At 61.2% G+C, this 15,289-nt stretch carries 13 protein-coding genes; 5 read left to right on the forward strand and 8 right to left on the reverse strand.

The window, feature by feature from the left end:
* Positions 1–19: 19 nt before the first annotated feature.
* From BSG19_RS13415 to BSG19_RS13435, 4 genes are all read right to left on the reverse strand, one after another.
* Positions 20–1,279, reverse strand: a complete 1,260-nt coding sequence (locus BSG19_RS13415; RefSeq protein WP_092988549.1) for an ABC transporter substrate-binding protein — start codon at positions 1,277–1,279, stop codon at positions 20–22.
* Between the two features lie 33 nt (positions 1,280–1,312).
* Entirely contained in the window at positions 1,313–2,494 is a 1,182-nt protein-coding gene (locus BSG19_RS13420; RefSeq protein WP_092988550.1) for a PLP-dependent transferase, read from the reverse strand.
* Positions 2,491–3,213 (reverse strand): FadR/GntR family transcriptional regulator, encoded by a 723-nt coding sequence (locus BSG19_RS13425; RefSeq protein ID WP_092988551.1) that lies wholly within the window; start codon positions 3,211–3,213, stop codon positions 2,491–2,493. The genes BSG19_RS13420 and BSG19_RS13425 overlap by 4 nt, the downstream gene beginning before the upstream one ends.
* 219 nt (positions 3,214–3,432) lie before the next feature.
* Positions 3,433–3,888, reverse strand: a complete 456-nt coding sequence (locus BSG19_RS13435; RefSeq protein ID WP_092988553.1) for an RbsD/FucU family protein — start codon at positions 3,886–3,888, stop codon at positions 3,433–3,435.
* A gap of 280 nt (positions 3,889–4,168) precedes the next feature.
* Here BSG19_RS13435 and BSG19_RS13440 point away from each other — a divergent pair, with 280 nt between their 5' ends.
* From BSG19_RS13440 to BSG19_RS13455, 4 genes are all read left to right on the forward strand, one after another.
* Positions 4,169–6,247, forward strand: a complete 2,079-nt coding sequence (locus tag BSG19_RS13440) for an ATP-dependent helicase (protein ID WP_092988554.1) — start codon at positions 4,169–4,171, stop codon at positions 6,245–6,247.
* Between the two features lie 156 nt (positions 6,248–6,403).
* Entirely contained in the window at positions 6,404–7,456 is a 1,053-nt protein-coding gene (gene dinB / locus BSG19_RS13445; RefSeq protein WP_092989056.1) for a DNA polymerase IV, read from the forward strand.
* A gap of 374 nt (positions 7,457–7,830) precedes the next feature.
* Positions 7,831–8,319, forward strand: coding sequence for a DUF4126 family protein (locus BSG19_RS13450; RefSeq protein WP_092988555.1), 489 nt, complete (start codon positions 7,831–7,833; stop codon positions 8,317–8,319).
* Positions 8,316–9,701, forward strand: coding sequence for an FAD-containing oxidoreductase (locus tag BSG19_RS13455; RefSeq protein WP_092988556.1), 1,386 nt, complete (start codon positions 8,316–8,318; stop codon positions 9,699–9,701). Before BSG19_RS13450 ends, BSG19_RS13455 begins: the two co-directional genes overlap by 4 nt.
* 58 nt (positions 9,702–9,759) lie before the next feature.
* On the opposite strand, the gene BSG19_RS13460 is transcribed toward BSG19_RS13455, so the two are convergent.
* Together BSG19_RS13460 and BSG19_RS13465 are read right to left on the reverse strand one after the other, a co-directional pair.
* Positions 9,760–11,676: a methyl-accepting chemotaxis protein gene (locus BSG19_RS13460; RefSeq protein WP_244529248.1), complete on the reverse strand. Its 1,917-nt coding sequence runs from the start codon at positions 11,674–11,676 to the stop codon at positions 9,760–9,762.
* 241 nt (positions 11,677–11,917) lie between these two features.
* Complete coding sequence (locus tag BSG19_RS13465; RefSeq protein ID WP_092989057.1) at positions 11,918–12,913, reverse strand: bile acid:sodium symporter family protein; 996 nt, start codon at positions 12,911–12,913, stop codon at positions 11,918–11,920.
* Between the two features lie 115 nt (positions 12,914–13,028).
* On the opposite strand from BSG19_RS13465, the gene BSG19_RS13470 reads away from it, so the two are divergent.
* On the forward strand, positions 13,029–13,883 hold the full coding sequence (locus tag BSG19_RS13470) for a LysR substrate-binding domain-containing protein (protein ID WP_092988558.1): 855 nt from the start codon (positions 13,029–13,031) through the stop codon (positions 13,881–13,883).
* Between the two features lie 127 nt (positions 13,884–14,010).
* Here the strand turns inward: BSG19_RS13470 and BSG19_RS13475 are convergent, their stop codons facing one another.
* Positions 14,011–14,154, reverse strand: coding sequence for a DUF1127 domain-containing protein (locus tag BSG19_RS13475; protein ID WP_082475727.1), 144 nt, complete (start codon positions 14,152–14,154; stop codon positions 14,011–14,013).
* Between the two features lie 196 nt (positions 14,155–14,350).
* Positions 14,351–15,265: an AraC family transcriptional regulator gene (locus BSG19_RS13480; protein WP_092988559.1), complete on the reverse strand. Its 915-nt coding sequence runs from the start codon at positions 15,263–15,265 to the stop codon at positions 14,351–14,353.
* Positions 15,266–15,289 lie beyond the last annotated feature (24 nt).

Genomic DNA, 15,289 nt, shown 5'->3' on the forward strand with positions numbered 1-15,289 from the left:
CGGGCTTCTCGACGGAAGGTTACTTCGACGCGAGGAACTTCTTCTGCGCCTTCGTCATGTAGTCCGCCCACTGCTTGGCAAGCTCTTCCGGCGTGATATCGCCGAGCAGGGCTTCCTGCGAGGTCTTGATGACCAGCGAGTCCTTGAAGAAGGCGAATTCCTCAAGATAGGTCGGCATGGTCGTCGGCACGGCGTTCGTGTCGGCAAGCTCCGCAAACCAGCCCTTGAACTGTTCGCTCTGGTAGAAGGGATCTTTTTCAGCGGTCGTCAGAGCCGGCAGAGCGCCCGTCTTCTTGTTCCACTCGATATTGCCTTCCGGCCCTTCGAGCGTCGAGATGAGCTTCCAGGAGAGGTCCTTGTTGGCGGAGGACGCCATCATCGACCAGCCGGCAAAACCGATGGTCGGGAAGGTCTTGCCATCCGGGCCCTTGGGCATGGTCATGACGCCGAAATCCTCGGCCTTCATGCGCTGCGCGATGGCGATCAGGGCGTCGGGATCCTGATCAAGGAAGGCGCAGGTGCCGGAATAGAAACCGGCGACGATCTCGTTGAAGCCCCAGTTAACGCTGTCCTTCGGGGCGTATCCGTTCTTGTAGAGATCGACCACATAGGTCAGGCCCTTGACCCAGCCGGGGCTGTCGAAGGTCGAGGTGCCGTCTTCATTGAAGAAGCTGTTGGAGCCAGCCATGCTGGCGCCGAACATGACCCAGCCGTTCAACCCGCCCGGGCCGCCGCGCAGGCAGTAGCCGTACTTGCCGGGAATGGCCGAGACCTTCTTGGACGCCTCGGCGAAGTCTTCCAGCGTCTTCGGCGGCTCGGTCACGCCGGCCTGCTCAAGCAGCTTCTTGTTGTAGAACATCGCCCGGAGATAAAAGCCGTAGGGCAGCATATAGGCCGTGTCCTTGACGTCACGGCCGAGTTCCAGCGTGCGTGCGCTGAGGTCCTTGGTGTATTCCCACTCCTTCAAGTAGGGCTCCAGGCTCTCCAGCATGCCGTTATTCGCATAGAGCGACAGCCATGTGTCCGGCATCTCGATGACATCAGGCACATCGCCGGCCGATACCATGGTCGCGAACTTCTGGAAGGCATCGCTCCAGGGCAGCGAGACGATCTCGACCTTCGTTCCCGGATTGGCGCTTTCGAACTTGGAAACGATGCTTTTCAGCGTTTCCGTGCGCTCGGGGCTGGTGATGACCTCGACGAGCTTCAGGGTTGTATCGGCCAAAGCCGTGCCGGCCATGAGGGCGGTAAAGAGTGTGGCTGCGATCAGGCGTTTCATGCTGTTCTCCCTTTTTTTAATTGAATATCAGTCTCAGGCCGCAGCGGTCGATGTCGCGGCATGGATGGCGGGCTCCAGATCGGCCCACAGCGCTTCGGTTCCCTCCAGCCCCACATGCAGGCGGACGGAACGGGCACTGATGCCGAAGGTGTGTGCGGAATTCGGTTGTGCCTTCTGCTCCAGCACGACTTCGCCGGGGACGATCAGGCTTTCGTGCCCGCCCCAGGAAACGCCGAGCTTGAAGAGCCGCAGCCGATCGGCAAAGGCCCTGACATCGACACCCTCGCGGAAGATGAAGGAGAAGAGGCCGGATGTGCCGTTCAGCCCGGGCGGCAGACGGTTGGCCAGTCCCGGATGGCACACGGTCTCCACGGCATCCATTGCCTGAAGACGCGTCGCGATCTCCAGCGCGGATGCCTGATGCTGCTTCATGCGGATGGGCAAGGTGCGCAGCCCCCGCACGATCAACCACGCGTCGAACGGAGAAAGCTTGCCGCCCAGATAGGGATAGGCCTCGCCGCGGATGCGGTCGATCAGCGCTTTCGGGCCCGCCACGACACCGGCGACGACATCGCTATGGCCGCCAAGATACTTCGATGCGGAATGCAGCACGAGATCGCAACCGAGCGAAAGCGGCTGCTGGAAGATCGGGCTCGCCCAGGAATTGTCGATAACGGATATCGCGCCATGGCGGCGGGCGATGGTGGCAAGCGCGCCGACATCATGCGCTTCCATCACCCAGCTCGTCGGGCTTTCCATGTAGAAGAGCTTGGCTCCCGGCATGGCGGCCTCGACCGCAGCCTCATCGCGGCCGTCGACATAGGTAACAGAGATGTTCATGCGCTTGAAGAAGGTGCCGAACAGACGAAACGCATCGGGATAGAGATGGCGGACGGCAACGATCCGGTCGCCGGGTTCGACGAAAGATAACATTGTCGAGGAGATCGCAGCCATGCCGCTTGCAAAACCGAGCGCATCTTCCGCACCTTCGAGCTTTGCCAGCATTTCCTCGAACAGGCGAACGGTCGGGTTCAGGCCGCGGGTGTAAACCGGCCGGCTACGCTCACCGCGATAGGTCGCGACCATCTCGTCATAGCTCGAAAACGTAAAAAGCGACGTCTGGACGATCGGCGGCACGACGGCCTCGAAGGCATGTGTTTCGTCATGGGCGACGATCAGCGAGGCAGGATCGAAGAGATCGTGGCCTGGGGTCATTTTGACATGTCCTTGATATCTTCCTCGACGATGGCGAGGATCTTCAGTGTTTCCCTGCGCGCAGCCTCCGCGTCGCCTGCGGCGATCGCATTGAAGAGCGTCCGGTGGAAGGGGAAGGAGCGCGAGGCGAAATCCGGGCGGTCGAACGGTTTCGACCAGAACCGCTCGAAACCTCCGCGCATCTGTTCGAGCAACTGCCGGAAAAGCGGGTTGTGGGTGGCGTCGTAGATCGAGAGGTGAAAAGCGAGATCGGCCTTGCCCGATGTACCCTCGGCAAGATGCACCGTCTCCATCTCGTCGAGGCGTGCCTCGATGATCTGCAAGTCCGCATCTGTCCGACGTCGCGCAGCGGCCATGGAGGCTTCCACCTCGATACCGCGACGAACTTCGAGCGTCATCAGCAACGCGTCGCGAAGCCCGGCGGACTCGAACGACAACGGCATATGAACCGTACCGGCTGAGATCGGCTTCAGCAGATAGTTGCCGCTTCCCTTCCGGCTTTCGACCACGCCCAGCGCCTGAAACTTGCCGATCGCCTCGCGAATGGTCGAGCGGCCAACGCTGAGCGCCAGCATCAACTCGCGCTCTGCCGGCAACCGGTCGCCCGCCTTCAGGCCCGCATGCTCCACATATTGCGCAAGCGCCGTCTCCACCTGCTGCGCCCGGTTCATCGGCGGCAGCGGCTCTATGCGTGTTGGGGCGCGGGACGGCGCACTCATGACATGGCTCCGCAAACAAAGAATTGGTCTGACATCCTGCCAATTGAAGATGTTGGAGAAACTTTGTCAAGCCGCAGCAGCGGCTCTTTATGCGATCCAGCTCGTAAGGTCAGTGCCACGTATCAAAGCCACCACGCGGCGTAGAATCCGCGCGCTCTATCCTCTTGTTTTCTCCGCATTGTCCGACGCCGAAGCGATCCCGCTTCGGCTGGAAATGCTCTAGGCGCCCGTCGGCGGGATCACGCCTTTGGTGAACAGGAAGCAGCCGTAAAAGCGGGTTTCCCCTGTCGAGATGACGCAATAGGCTTTCTTCGCCAGATCGTAGAAGGCGAATCGCTCGATTCCGTACATCGGGCAGGATTTGCCCTCCGCACGGTCGATCTCCGCCTGAACTTCGCGCTGCACATCCGGCTGTTCGTCCGGTGCGCCCATCACTTCCATGCGGCCAGCGGAGTTCTGCAGTGGCGTGTCCAGCGGCAGAACCGACAAGATCGCGGCGATAGCCTGCGGCGCGCTGAGATTGGCCATCGCCAGCGGTCGCCCGATGACCGTCTGTCGCCCAACGCTATCAGTCGGAAAGTTCGTGTCCGAGATAACGAGCGTATCGCCATGGCCCATGGAGCGGAGCGCGTGAAGCACGTCGGCGCTTAGCGCCGGATGAATATTCTTCAGCAAGAAAACCTCCCATTACATCTTCGTCGCAGCTCCCCGCCGCGATTCCTCAAAGCTCACGTTTAGGATAACGCCGTGAGGCCTTTAACGATGTAACGCTGCGGAAACGTTCCGACCAGCCCATGCTGAGAAGGTCGCGATCTCCACGTACATGGCTCGCGGGAGCGCAACAGCTCTGTTCAAGCTTTTCACCGACTGATATGTTCGTTATTTGTTCCAAAGCTGCCGGCGCGGCGATTCTGTGTGTGGCTCCGGAGCATGCGGGCATAACGGGGAAGACGGCATGGCGGCGGTAGCCTATCTGGACACGTTGAACGAGCGGCAGCGCCAGGCCGTCGAGCATGGCATCGTTTCCGGAAGCACATCCACCGACACGGTCGCAGGTCCGTTGCTGATCATCGCCGGAGCGGGATCGGGCAAGACCAATACGCTCGCGCACCGCGTTGCCCACCTCATCGTTCACGGTGCCGATCCCCGGCGTATCCTTCTTCTGACCTTTTCCCGGCGGGCGGCGTCGGAGATGGCACGGCGGGTCGAGCGGATCTGCAGAAAGGTGCTCGGCGCGAATGCCGGCGTTCTCACCGATGCGCTTGCCTGGTCCGGCACGTTTCACGGCATCGGCGCGCGGCTTCTGCGTATTTACGCCGAGCAAATCGGCCTCGATATCGACTTCACGATCCACGATCGGGAAGACAGCGCCGACCTCATGAACCTCGTGCGTCACGAACTCGGCTTCTCCAAAATGGAAAGCCGGTTCCCGACCAAAGGCACCTGTCTGTCCATCTATTCCCGGGTGGTGAACGCGCAAACGCCGCTATCCGAGGTTTTGCGCCTGCATTTCCCATGGGTTGCCGGGTGGGAGGCACAGCTGAAAAGCCTTTTCGCAGCCTATGTCGCCGCCAAGCAGGTCCAGAACGTGCTCGATTACGATGATCTCCTGCTCTATTGGGCGCAGATGGTGTCCGACCCCGGTCTTGCGCAGGATATCGGGGACCGCTTCGATCACGTCATGGTGGACGAGTATCAGGACACGAACCGGCTCCAGGCCTCGGTGCTGATGGCGCTGAAGCCCGGCGGCCGCGGTCTGACGGTGGTTGGCGACGACGCTCAGTCGATCTACGCCTTCCGTGCAGCGACCGTTCGCAACATCCTCGATTTCCCCGGCTCCTTCAGCCCGGCAGCGGACGTGATCACGCTTGACCGCAACTACCGCTCGACCCAGACCATTCTCGCCGCGGCCAATGGTGTCATCGATCTTGCGCGGGAGCGGTTCACCAAAAACCTCTGGACGGAGCGTCAGTCGGCCGAGCGGCCGAAGCTTGTGACGGTGAAGGATGAGGCGGATCAGGCCGCCTTCATCGTCGAGCAGGTTCTGGCAAACCGCGAGACCGGCGTGACGCTAAAGCAGCAGGCCGTGCTTTTTCGCTCATCCAACCACAGCGGCCCGCTGGAAGTCGAGTTGACGCGACGGAATATTCCCTTCGTGAAGTTCGGAGGGCTGAAATTTCTCGACAGTGCGCATGTGAAGGACATGCTGGCCGTACTCCGGTTCGCGCAGAACCCGCGTGACCGGGTAGCAGGCTTCCGGCTGCTGCAAATGCTGCCGGGCGTCGGGCCGCAGACGGCGGGCAAAATCCTTGACGCGATCGCCGCCGATCCAGAGCCTCTTGCAGCCCTCGGCGAGATCCCTGCCCCGCCCCGTGCCGGGGACGACTGGAGCCACTTCGTCACCTTGCTGGAAAGCTTACGCAAATCCGGCCCAGGTTGGCCGGCGGAGATCGGGCTTGCGCGCATGTGGTACGAGCCGCATCTCGATCGCATCCACGAGGATGCTGAAACACGCAAAGCCGACCTCGTTCAACTGGAGCAGATCGCCACCGGCTATGCCTCGCGAGAACGCTTCCTCACCGAACTGACACTCGATCCACCGGACGCTACGAGCGATCAGGCCGGCGTGCCTCTCCTGGACGAGGATTATCTTATCCTTTCAACCATCCACTCCGCAAAAGGGCAGGAGTGGCGGTCGGTCTTCATGCTCAATGTCGTCGATGGCTGCATCCCGTCCGATCTGGGAACCGGGACGACACAGGAAATCGAGGAAGAGCGACGTCTGCTCTATGTTGGCATGACGCGAGCGAAAGACAGCTTGTCGCTGATCACGCCACAGCGCTTCTTTACCCACGGACAGAACCCGCAAGGCGATCGGCATGTCTACGCCGCGCGCACCCGCTTCATTCCCGCAACGCTGCTGCAGTTCTTCGAGAGCGCAACCTGGCCGCTCGTATCTGCCTCGGCGTCGGAACGCAGCGCGCGGGAAATCCGCATCGATGTGGCCGCCCGCATGCGCGGCATGTGGAGCTAGTCCGTGCAGTCGGGTACGTCGATACCGCCTGACGAAGCCGCGGCTCGCGAGGCGGCGGATCTCGCAGAAGCGCTGGCCTCACCCGCTCCCGAAACGATACCTGCGGAAAACACGGAGCCATATGATGTCCCCGTCCGCAAGATTATCCATGTCGATATGGATGCATTCTATGCCTCGGTCGAACAGCGGGACAATCCGGAGCTTCGTGGCAAGCCGGTCGCCGTTGGCGGATCGGCCGCACGGGGCGTGGTAGCGGCGGCCAGCTACGAGGCAAGGGTTTTCGGCGTGCATTCGGCCATGGCGTCGGTCACAGCCAAACGCAAATGCCCCGACCTCATTTTCGTCAAGCCTCGCTTCGAGGTTTACCGCTCGGTGTCGCAGCAGATCCGGGAGATCTTTGCGGATTACACACCTCTGATCGAACCTCTGTCGCTGGACGAGGCCTATCTCGACGTGACGGAAAACCTCAAGGGCATGGAGATCGCAACCGAAATCGCCGCCGAAATCCGCGCCCGGATCTTTGCGGCGACAGGTCTCACGGCCTCGGCCGGCATCAGCTACAACAAGTTCCTCGCCAAGATGGCGTCCGATCAGCGCAAACCCAACGGGCAGTTCGTCATCACGCCGAAGAACGGCCCCGCCTTCGTTGAAGCCTTGCCGGTAAAGAAGTTTCACGGTGTCGGCCCTGCCACTGCCGAACGGATGAAGAAGCACGGCATCGAGACGGGCCTCGACCTCAAAATGAAGCCGCTTGCCTATCTCCAGCAGCATTTCGGCAAATCGGGCGCGTATTTCCATGGCATTGCGCGGGGTATCGACGAACGGCGCGTACGGCCGGACCGCATTCGAAAATCCGTTGGCGCGGAGGATACCTTCAGCGAGGATATTTCCGATCTCACTCGAGCGGAAGGCGAACTGCGTCCTCTGGCAGAGAAGGTCTGGCGCTACTGCGAGGCGCACGACATCTCCGGCAAAACAGTAACGGTGAAGATCAAGTATGCCGATTTCACGCAGGCGACGCGTGCGAGAACGCTTCCTTCAAATTTCGGCCGTATCGAAGATATCCTCGCTGTCGCCGATCAGTTACTGGCGACGGTCCATCCCTTTCGTCGGCCCGTGCGCCTTCTCGGCGTCACGCTCTCGTCCCTCACGAGCGCAGGGGCAAGCTCAGATTCGGGTGACGAGCCTCAACTCGATTTCGGTTTGTAGTGCTTCCCAGCATCTGGCTACGGCAGCAACCGACTGGCTCAAAACGAAAAAGCCTGCCGCGGGAGGAGGTGCGGCAGGCTTTCCGATAAGAACCGAACGGCGACTGGGAGGAGGATGTCGCCATTCCTTCGAACGATCCTGGGAGGAGGAGGGGAGCGTTCGAAACACGAAGGGACGCGGGAGGAGGTGCATCGCTTCGTTGGAATGATATGTACTTCACCATGGCTGCATCCACGAGAGGCAATGTTGCAGTGCAGCTATGCAGAAAACGAGGGACGCCGCCGACGCAGAAAATTGCCCGAAGATGCGGCGCTCTTGTGAACAATGTCAGTCTGTGATTGCATTGAGGCCGCCGGTCCGGCCCTGGAGGTTTCATGCTCTTGCTTCTCGCATTCCTGATCGGCGTTATCGCCGGGCTGCGCGCCATGACCGCACCAGCCGCCATCGCCTGGGCAGCTACACTCGGCTGGATCGATCTCTCCGGCTCCTGGGCATCGTTCATGGGCTCGATCTGGGCGGCGGGGATCCTCACGCTCCTCGCGCTCGGCGAATACGTCACCGACCAGTTGCCGGCGACGCCGAGCCGCAAGGTGCCGGTGCAATTCGCCACCCGCATCATCGTTGGAGCCTTCTGCGGTGCTGCTATCGGAACGCCCTCCGGCGGCTGGCTGATCTGCCTTGTCGCCGGCCTCTTAGGCGCGGTCGCGGGCACGCTTGGCGGCGCAGCTTTCCGCGCTCGTCTCGCGGCAAGCTTCGGACGCGATCCGCCGGCGGCCTTCGTCGAGGACGCCATCGCCATCATCGGGGCGTTTCTCGTCATGACTGCCCTGCCCGTCTCAGCCTCCATGCCGATCCCCGCATGAGGACGTTCGACGCCATCATCATCGGCGCGGGCCAGGCCGGCCCGTCGCTTGCCGCTCGCTTGTCCGCCGCGGGTCGCACCGTCGCCATCATCGAGCGGAAGCATGTCGGGGGAACCTGCGTGAATACCGGCTGCAAGCCGACAAAGGCACTCGTCGCCAGCGCCCACGCAGCACATATCGCCCGACGGGCTGCCGACTTCGGCGTTGTCATCGGCGGCGGCGTGACGATCGATATGCCATCCGTCTTCCGCCGCTCACACAACATCACGCTCGACAGCCGCCACAGCAACGAGCGGTGGCTCGAGGGATTGGAGAACTGCACTTTGATCCGCGGTCACGCTCGGTTCGAGAATCGCAACACGGTGCGCGTCGGCGACGAGCGCCTGTCCGCCCCGCAGATCTTCATCAATGTCGGTGGCCGCGCCGCCATACCGGATTTCCCCGGCATCCATGACGTTCCCTATATGACAAATAGCGATATCGTCATGTTCGAGCACGTGCCGAAACACCTCGTCGTCGTCGGGGGCAGCTATATCGGGCTGGAATTCGCGCAGATGTATCGCCGTTTCGGAGCAGAGGTCACCGTCGTCGAGAAGAGCCCTCGACTTGTCGCACGGGAAGATGCTGAAATTTCCGACGCGATCCGGACCGTGCTGGAGGGCGAAGGCATCGTGGTTCGAACAGCGGCGGAGTGCATCCGCTTTTCGCGCGATGGTGATGATGTCATTGTCGGTGTGAGTTGCGCGGAAGGTGAGCCTGATATTCGTGGTTCCGACATCCTGCTCGCCACGGGCCGCACGCCGAATACCGGCGATCTCGGGCTCGACCTTGCGGGCGTCGCGAAGGATGAGCGCGGCTACATCGTTGTCGATGACGCACTCGCCACCACCGCGCCCGGCATCTGGGCCATGGGCGACTGCAATGGCCGCGGCGCTTTCACCCACACGGCCTACAATGATTTCGAAATCGTTGCGGCGAACCTGCTGGATGGCGAAATGCGCAGAGTGTCCGACCGCCTGCCCGCCTATGCGCTCTACACTGACCCGCCTCTCGGTCGCGTCGGAATGAACGAACGAGAGGCTCTCGCCTCCGGCAGACGTATTCTTGTCGGTCGTCTGCCAATGACACGCGTTGGACGAGCCGTGGAGAAGGGAGAGACGCAGGGCCTGATGAAGATCATTGCGGATGCGGACACCCGCGAAATACTCGGCGCCGCCATTCTCGGCACGGGCGGTGACGAGGCCATTCATGGCGTTCTCGACATGATGAATGTCGGCGGCCGTTACGACGACTTGAGGTGGGCCGTACCGATTCATCCCACCATCTCGGAATTCTGGCCGACACTTGTTCTCGCCATGAAGCCGGCGGAAGCATCCTCATAAAAAGCGGCCCCCGGTTTTTTGCCGAGGGCCGTTTCAAGCTTCGAGATTGAGCTACGGCTCAGAACTCTTCCCAATTGTCCTGTGCCGCGGCCGGCGTGGCACTGGCGGATCCACCGGAGAAAGCGCGCGCAAGCGTATTCGCCATTTTCCGTGCGGGAGACGCAACGGGAACGGCGCGCGTGACTGAGGCAAGCGCAGGACGGCTTGGTGTCTTGACGCGAGGCACCGGTTGCGACGGCGCTGACGACACGTAGGCAGGAGCGTAGCTTCCTGCGGATGCGCTGCCGAACTGGAAGCGAGCGACCAGATCCTTCAGACGCGCGGCTTCCGTGGCCAGTGTGGCGCCAGCCGCATTGGCTTCTTCTACCATCGCCGCATTTTGCTGCGTCACCTGATCCATCTGGTTGACGGCCGTATTCACTTCGGCAAGACCGACCGATTGTTCGCGTGACGAGGTCGCAATGGCATCCATGTGCTGGTTGATCGTGACGATATAATTTTCGATCGTCTTCAGCGCTTCACCGGTCTGGCTGACGAGCTGGACACCGCTTTGCACCTCGCCTGAGGAGTTGCGGATCAGATCCTTGATTTCCTTGGCAGCTTTGGCGGAGCGCTGTGCAAGTTCGCGCACTTCCTGCGCCACGACGGCGAAGCCCTTGCCGGCTTCACCGGCGCGAGCAGCTTCCACGCCGGCATTCAACGCCAGCAGGTTCGTCTGGAAGGCGATCTCGTCGATGACGCCGATGATGGAGGATATCTGATTGGAGGATTGCTCGATCTTGCTCATCGCATCGACCGCGCTGGTCACGACGACGCCGGACTGGCGGGCGCTGTCATTGGCCTGCACGGCAAGGGTGCGCGCCTCTTCGGCGCGCTTGGAGGCATTGGAAACATTGGCCGTGATCTGATCGAGGGCTGCAGCTGTTTCCTCAAGCGACGCGGCCTGCTGTTCGGTCCGGCGCGAAAGGTCGTCGGCGCTCTGGCTGATCTCACGCGAACCGCTATCGATGGAGCCTGTGGCGTCGGCAACGGCACCCAGCGTATCGCGCAACTGCTCGACAGCCCGGTTGAAGTCGGTGCGCAGGCTTTCGAAGTCATCGGCAAAGCGCTCGTCCAGCTGGAAGCTCAGGTCGCCGGAAGCCAGATGCGTCAACCCCTTGGCAAGGCCGCTCGTCGCCTGCGCCATGGCTTCGGCACGCTGTTGATCTAGCTCGATCTGGCGGCGGCGCTCGCCTTCGCTCAGCGATCGCTGCTCGACGGCGTCCGCTTCCAGCGCACGCGCTTTCAGACCGTTTTCCTTGAAAACTTCGACGGCACGGGCCATGCCGCCGACCTCGTCCCGGCGATCGGTACCGATCACGTCGGCGTCGAGGTCGCCGGTGGCAAGCCGCTGCATAACGTCACCCAGCGCATCGATCGGCCGGACAAGCCATGCGCGGATGGCGAAGAACGCGCCGAGTATGACGGTCAGCGTCCCCGCGACAACCAAAGCAATCGTTACCCAGTAGGTGTGGATCGATGAAGCCGTCAGTACGTCGCTCTCCCTATTGGCGATGGCGAGAAGCTCGCTGGTTTCCTGCGCCATGGCCTGGCTCATGGGAGCGAACTGCATCTCGCACTCGCGGAGGAATGCGCCCTGCGCACTCAGACGATCCGGCGCGCTGCGAGCTGCGTTGCCCCGCGTGAAGGCGTTGCCGCAGGCTTCGTTAAGGATCGTAAGCCCTCTGGACTTCAGCTCGTAGATACGGGCGTTCTCAGGCGCTGCAGCATGTGCGGCATCCATCTCGGCAGCGAATTGCGTCTTGGCGGCCTCAAGCTCTGCCGAAGCACTTGCCTTCGCCGCCTGGCTGGGGACGAGCATCATGCTACCCGCTGCAGCCCGAGCGGTCTGAAAGGCCTGGTTGGCAAGAGCCAGCTCCGTCGCCGCTTTTGATTGCTCGGTCAGCAGCGCAGTATAGGCGTCATTCGTTTTCATGATCCGATCGCCGGAGTAGAAAGCGACCCCCAAGGAGAAGAGCGCGAAAACGCCCATCAAGCTCAGAAATTTTCCAATGATCGGAATGTGTTTCACAAGATGCCTCAAGCTGTACGTAACAACGAATGGGGGCAACATAGTGTGCGAATTTTAAGCGAAGGTTTATGGAGAAGGACGCATTCGACAGTGCAGGCTCGAACCCGAGCCCCACCAGCGATGAAGACACCCTTTCGCGGCCGCCTCAGGCAGCGAGCGGCTTTTCCTCGACCGTCTTCTTCAGCCGGCTGGCGTATTTCTGCGCGATAACGGCGCACGCCATGAGCTGGATCTGATGGAACAGCATCAGCGGCAACACGATGGCACCCACGGAAGACGAGGCGTTGCCGAAGATGGCATTGGCCATGGGGACACCGCTGGCGAGCGATTTTTTCGACCCGCAGAAAGTGATGGTGATTTCGTCTTCCTTGGAGAAGCCCAGAAGGCGGCTGCCGAACATGGTGATGCAGATGACGGTTGCCAGAAGCACCATATCGACCACGATGACGGCGGCGATATCACTGAGCGAGAAGGTGTGCCACAGCCCCTCCATCACGGCTTCGGAGAAGGCAAGGTAGACAACCATCAAGATGGATCCACGATCGACCGGCATCAGGAGTTTCTTGCGCGAGCGGATCCAGTTTCCGATCCAGGGCTGCAGGATCTGCCCGATGACGAAGGGCAGCATGAGTTGCAGAAGAATGCTCTGCAACGCATCCCAGGAGAACCCGCCGCCGCCCGTCGTGGACATGACGAGGCCGGTCAACAGCGGCGTCAGGAACATGCCGAAGATGTTCGATCCGGACGCAGCAACGATGGCTGCTGGCACGTTGCCGCCTGCCATCGATGTGAAGGCGATCGATGATTGAACCGTTGAGGGCAAGACGCAGAGAAAGAGGATGCCTGTATAGAGCGGCGCCGCGAGCAACGATGTCGGAATGAGGCCGATTGCAAGGCCCAGAAGCGGGAAGATACAAAACGTCGTCAGCAGAATTGTCAGGTGCAGCCGCCAATGCAGCGCACCGGCTACCACGGTATCACGCGAAAGACGCGCACCATGGAGAAAGAACAGGAGCCCGATCGCAATATCTGTCGCGATGTCGAACACCTCGGCATACTCACCATGGATCGGCAGCAGCGACGCGAGAATGACGGTGCAGACGAGGAGAACGGTGAAGGTATCGGGCAGGTAGCGGCGCATGGGGACGATCCGTTTGCTCGTCTTTGGGACAAGCTTTGCATTGAATTTCAGCGACGTCATCGCTTATCATGCTTTAAGATGCAAACACTAACAGCCATTGCGAAACGTGATAACCGTGCTCAACCTCAACCATCTCGCAAGTTTCGTCATGCTCCAGCAAACCGGCAGCTTCACGGAGACGGCTGCTCGTCTTGGCATCGGTCAGTCCACAGTCACGCAACACATACAGCGTCTGGAGAGGTCGCTCGGCCGGCAGCTCGTCTTTCGCGATACGCATCAGGTGCGCCTTACGGCAGAGGGAGAAGCGCTCCTCGGTCACGCGCGCGGCATGCTCGACCTCAATGGTAAAGTCGCAGCACTTTTTGGCGAGAACCGGTTGCGCGGGCGGCTGAGGCTCGGCGTGTCGGAGGACGTGGTGGCCAGCCGCCTGACCGCGATCCTTGCAAACTTCATCCGGCTCTACCCACTGGTGGATCTCGAAATGACCGTCGCCCTCAGCGCCGTTCTCAACCAGATGCAGGATGCGGGAGATCTCGATCTGGTGCTGGCCAAGCGGCACATCGGGGAAAGACACGGGCGGCTGCTTTATCGGGAACCGCTCGTCTGGCTTGCGCAGGATCCCGATCTCCTGTTGTCGCGTCGAAACGCCGTCCCCCTCATCACGTTTCCACCACCGTCCATCACGCGCCGAATCGCGCAGGAGGCGCTTGACGCGGCACACATGCCATGGCGGATCGTGTGCACCTGCGGCAGCCTGAGCGGGCTCACCGCAGCGGCACGCGCCGGTATGGGGTTTCTGGTCCAGCCACGGAGCATGGCGCCCAGTGGCCTTCGCGAGGTTACCGCAGATCGTTTGCCGCCGCTTGCGGATGTGGAGTTCGTGCTCGTGCAGAGACGTGGCGCGGATGCGGCTCTTGTCGATGCGCTGTCGAACCTCATCGTAGCGCAGATCGCGCCGCATAATGTGTGAGGAGCATTCCTGGCGGCCTCCTGAAGACGCTCGGAACGCAAAACGCCCGCAGCAATGGCGGGCGTGAAGCCGTTCGTCTTTGATGTCTCAGTGCCATTCCGCTTACGCGGAAAGCCTGATGCCAACCTTAGCGGATGGCAGCGCGTGCGACGCTGGTGATCTCGGAACGGGAGATGCCGAGGTCGTTGAGTTCGCGTGTGGACATGCGGCCGAGTTCGGTCACCGTCTGACGATACTTGCGCCAGTTATTGAAAGAGCGTGCTACGTTCATGATGATCCCCTTTCCAAGGTCTCCAGCGCTGGCGAAACCCTTGTTTCGTCTCTTCCGCTTTGTTGGGATCTTTATACGCGTGCACTGCAACACCCACCAGCGCGAAAGCCTCAGGTGACGTATGCAGTCCTCACATGCCTCGGCTCTCCATACGTAAGAGATTTGCAAGGATTCTATGTTCTCTCCTCGTGGACGTTCAGCCGCTCTTCTCGGACAGCCGGCGGGGCTCGCCGACACTCGCATACATTCCTGTTGTTCGAAACTCCGTCGGGCTCGCACCGAAATGCCGGCGGAAAACCTTCGCGAAATAATTCGGCTCCTCGAAGCCTGACATCAGCGAGATCTCTTTCACCGAGAGGTTGGCAGCTTGCGTCAGCAGCTTTGCAGCGCGTTGCAGTCGCTTGCGCAGGACGAATTCGGCCGGCGGCATACCCTCCGTGGCGCTGAAGACGCGGGAGAAATGCGCGCGACTGAGGCCCGATACGCGGGCGAGGTCCTCGACCCGCAGCGGCTTCTCCAGATTGTCGGCGATATGGGTCAGGACATGCTGCATGGTCCGATATTCCTGTCCGAACACAGGATGCGCTCCGAACACATCGTCGTAGAGCGCCATCGCCGCTTCATAGGCAATCGCCGAGGCCCGGCCCGGCATCTCTACATCCCCATGGATCAGCCGGTAGCTGCAATCGGCCAGATGCTCGATCGTTTCAGGCTGGAGGGAGAGGATCGGTCCATTGGCGGAGAGGATGGCCCGGTGCAGCCGCATGGCTTCCTCGCCATTCATGGAGATCCAGAAGAACTCCCACCGGCCGCCGGGCTCCAGCCAGTAGCGGTGATTGTCCGGCACCGTGACCAGCAGAGTTTCCCCCGGCAGCACGCGATAGGCACGCCCCTCGTAGCGCAGATTGCCGGCCCCGGAGATCGTATGTTGCAGAACCGTGAACGGCGTCTGCCCCCGCTTGCGTCCATCCCAGTCATAGTTGGGTTTTTCACGGATCTCATAGCCTGTGCTTGTCGGCATTGTGTGCAACCGATGACGCCCACGCGGTAGAGAGACGGTCTTCATGCAGGGGCCGTTTTCCATCAGCCGCCGCAGCATAGAATTACCCATGAAAGCACAATCCCTCTCTACCAC

It is taken from the genome of Rhizobium sp. NFR03 (assembly GCF_900111275.1).
GTDB lineage: Bacteria > Pseudomonadota > Alphaproteobacteria > Rhizobiales > Rhizobiaceae > Ferranicluibacter.

Bases quoted from the DNA above. Each gene is read 5' to 3' on its own strand.
- dinB (WP_092989056.1), top strand. From the start codon at position 6,404: ATGGATGCATTCTATGCCTCGGTCGAACAGCGGGACAATCCGGAGCTT.
- BSG19_RS13440 (WP_092988554.1), top strand. From the start codon at position 4,169: ATGGCGGCGGTAGCCTATCTGGACACGTTGAACGAGCGGCAGCGCCAG.
- BSG19_RS13460 (WP_244529248.1), bottom strand. From the start codon at position 11,676: ATGAAAACGAATGACGCCTATACTGCGCTGCTGACCGAGCAATCAAAA.
- BSG19_RS13480 (WP_092988559.1), bottom strand. From the start codon at position 15,265: ATGGGTAATTCTATGCTGCGGCGGCTGATGGAAAACGGCCCCTGCATG.
- BSG19_RS13465 (WP_092989057.1), bottom strand. From the start codon at position 12,913: ATGCGCCGCTACCTGCCCGATACCTTCACCGTTCTCCTCGTCTGCACC.
- BSG19_RS13425 (WP_092988551.1), bottom strand. From the start codon at position 3,213: ATGAGTGCGCCGTCCCGCGCCCCAACACGCATAGAGCCGCTGCCGCCG.
- BSG19_RS13455 (WP_092988556.1), top strand. From the start codon at position 8,316: ATGAGGACGTTCGACGCCATCATCATCGGCGCGGGCCAGGCCGGCCCG.
- BSG19_RS13415 (WP_092988549.1), bottom strand. From the start codon at position 1,279: ATGAAACGCCTGATCGCAGCCACACTCTTTACCGCCCTCATGGCCGGC.
- BSG19_RS13420 (WP_092988550.1), bottom strand. From the start codon at position 2,494: ATGACCCCAGGCCACGATCTCTTCGATCCTGCCTCGCTGATCGTCGCC.
- BSG19_RS13450 (WP_092988555.1), top strand. From the start codon at position 7,831: ATGCTCTTGCTTCTCGCATTCCTGATCGGCGTTATCGCCGGGCTGCGC.
- BSG19_RS13475 (WP_082475727.1), bottom strand. From the start codon at position 14,154: ATGAACGTAGCACGCTCTTTCAATAACTGGCGCAAGTATCGTCAGACG.